At 33.0% G+C, this 1919-nt stretch carries 4 protein-coding genes; all 4 read right to left on the minus strand.

Features of this window, described 5'->3' with window-relative positions:
• The gene (locus DXD04_RS16530) at positions 1 to 639 is read right to left on the minus strand and encodes a Dam family site-specific DNA-(adenine-N6)-methyltransferase (protein ID WP_259299586.1); all 639 of its coding nucleotides are present in this window, start codon (positions 637 to 639) and stop codon (positions 1 to 3) included.
• Between the two features lie 72 nt (positions 640 to 711).
• The gene (locus DXD04_RS17010; RefSeq protein ID WP_259296108.1) at positions 712 to 1128 is read right to left on the minus strand and encodes a type II restriction endonuclease; all 417 of its coding nucleotides are present in this window, start codon (positions 1126 to 1128) and stop codon (positions 712 to 714) included.
• The gene (locus DXD04_RS17015; RefSeq protein WP_259296106.1) at positions 1106 to 1288 is read right to left on the minus strand and encodes a type II restriction endonuclease; all 183 of its coding nucleotides are present in this window, start codon (positions 1286 to 1288) and stop codon (positions 1106 to 1108) included. Before DXD04_RS17015 ends, DXD04_RS17010 begins: the two co-directional genes overlap by 23 nt.
• 98 nt (positions 1289 to 1386) lie before the next feature.
• Positions 1387 to 1509, minus strand: coding sequence for a hypothetical protein (locus DXD04_RS17020; RefSeq protein WP_259296105.1), 123 nt, complete (start codon positions 1507 to 1509; stop codon positions 1387 to 1389).
• Between the last annotated feature and the right edge of the window lie 410 nt (positions 1510 to 1919).

The following is a 1919-nucleotide window of genomic DNA, read 5'->3' on the forward strand; positions in this document are numbered from 1 at the left end:
TTATACCCTAATAAGCTGCCGGAAAGTGAACGGGTATGCTCCGGAATATGTATCTTCATCCTTCTGCGTCCATCCGTTATAATAATCTACATATCTGCCATAATAAGGAGGGTCACAATAAATAAAATCACCGGCCTGCGCTCTTTGGATTGTATCTAAGAATGAAACATTATCAAATTCCCAGTTATATTTGTGAATTTCCTGCTGAACTTTTTCTACTTGGTTACAGATTTTTGTGATGTATGCCGGTAAAAAGCGATTAGGTTTCTTACAAAAAGGTATGTTCCATTCTCCACGGCGGTTAAAGCGCATCATACCATTGAAGCCTGCACGTGACAAAAAAATAAAATCAAATGGGCTGTGTTCCTGATTAAAACGATTTTTTACTTCACGATAATAAGCATATCCGCTATCTTCTGCTGTCAAAAGTAATTGGCCTTCTCTTTCTAAATAAGTACGCATATTTTGAGGGGTAATCTCTCCATTCATTATTTCATTATAGAAATTGATAATATGAGGATTAGTATCACCCACTATGCGGTTTCCTCCAACCGGAGAATTAAAGCCGACAACTCCTGTTCCAAAAAATGGTTCTACCCAATTTGCATTTTGAATATCCAATCCTGATTGAAAAATCAAATCTTTTATCCAAGGAACCAGTTTGGTTTTAATACCTTAGTGATTTTATAGGTGGGATTATTACTGACATATTTATAATTTTGATAGCTTATTAGCCTGTGATTCAAGATACTCCTTGTATGTTTTAAGATTGTTATAATGTGGAAATCCAATGCCAGCCTTTTGCGCATCGTCTTTGTTAAAATAGCCCATCCAGTAATCATCAAATACATCTTCACCTAGTTGCGCAAATGGTCCTTCACCTTTTATCAGCTTTTCGATATTTGTTATACCACCAATATTACGGGTATTTCCACTTCCTGGAATATCATTTGCAATTTTCCATTTAGGCTGAACGAAAAAAATGAAATTTTCAATCACTGAATGAATCATTTTCAATTCATCAATTCCAAAGACTTCACGCTCATTAATTTTGGTATCATTTTGTTTATAAAGCATGCCTAATACAGTGTGAGAAGAATATGAATTATATGGATAATCCGTACTCATTTTTTTTGTCACGATTTCTAAAATATCCCCAATATGACCCTAACGTCAGGCCATTTACTGACTCAGAAGTGTAGTAACTTGATTTAAAATCAACAGCAAACAAATGCCCATCACTATCTTCGAAAGTTAAGTCAGGATAATAATTTTGTTTTGAAGGCAACTTTAATTTTAATCCATTCTTGTTTGCAAACTTATCAAGTCGGGGTATAAGAAGTATTCAATAATTTTAGAAACTACTTTTGTGTCGTTAGTTATTGTTTATATATTTTTGTCTACATCAATAAATCCTTTTACAATCCATTCATTATTGGCTGTTTCTAAAAAATTCTTATATGTCTTTACCTCTTCTGTCAATAAGTTAAAAAAATCGTCTTTAGTCATATTGTGATGATATTAATGAGACAAAGGTATTTTATTTCCCTAAATGTTCAATCCACTGAACAAAAATGTTCAATCTGCATCAAAGATAGGAAATCCAATCCAGAAGAGGAAAAAATGAAGACGTAAAATCATTTCTATTGTATAAGCTGCTCTTCAGGAGAATTTGCAGCAATACACTTGTTTGGAATTATTTACATTTATAACTGTCTGATAATTAATCGATTATAATTTCACTAAAACACAAGTACATTTTGCTTGAGACACAAGTACGTTTTACTTGAAACGTCAAAGAGTTTTGCTTCAAACACAAGGACGTTTTGGTTCAAACGTCCTTGCGTTTTCCCTAAAATGTACTTGTGTTTGAAGTGTACTGAAAATAGTTGTCAGTTTGAAGATTAATTCCTGACAAA

Source organism: Phocaeicola plebeius, assembly GCF_003437535.1.
In the GTDB taxonomy this organism is placed as follows: Bacteria; Bacteroidota; Bacteroidia; order Bacteroidales; family Bacteroidaceae; genus Phocaeicola; species Phocaeicola plebeius_A.

What these genes read in the sequence shown, in the direction of transcription:
- DXD04_RS17010 (WP_259296108.1), bottom strand. Translation starts at nt 1,128, where the DNA reads ATGAGTACGGATTATCCATATAATTCATATTCTTCTCACACTGTATTA.
- DXD04_RS17020 (WP_259296105.1), bottom strand. Translation starts at nt 1,509, where the DNA reads ATGACTAAAGACGATTTTTTTAACTTATTGACAGAAGAGGTAAAGACA.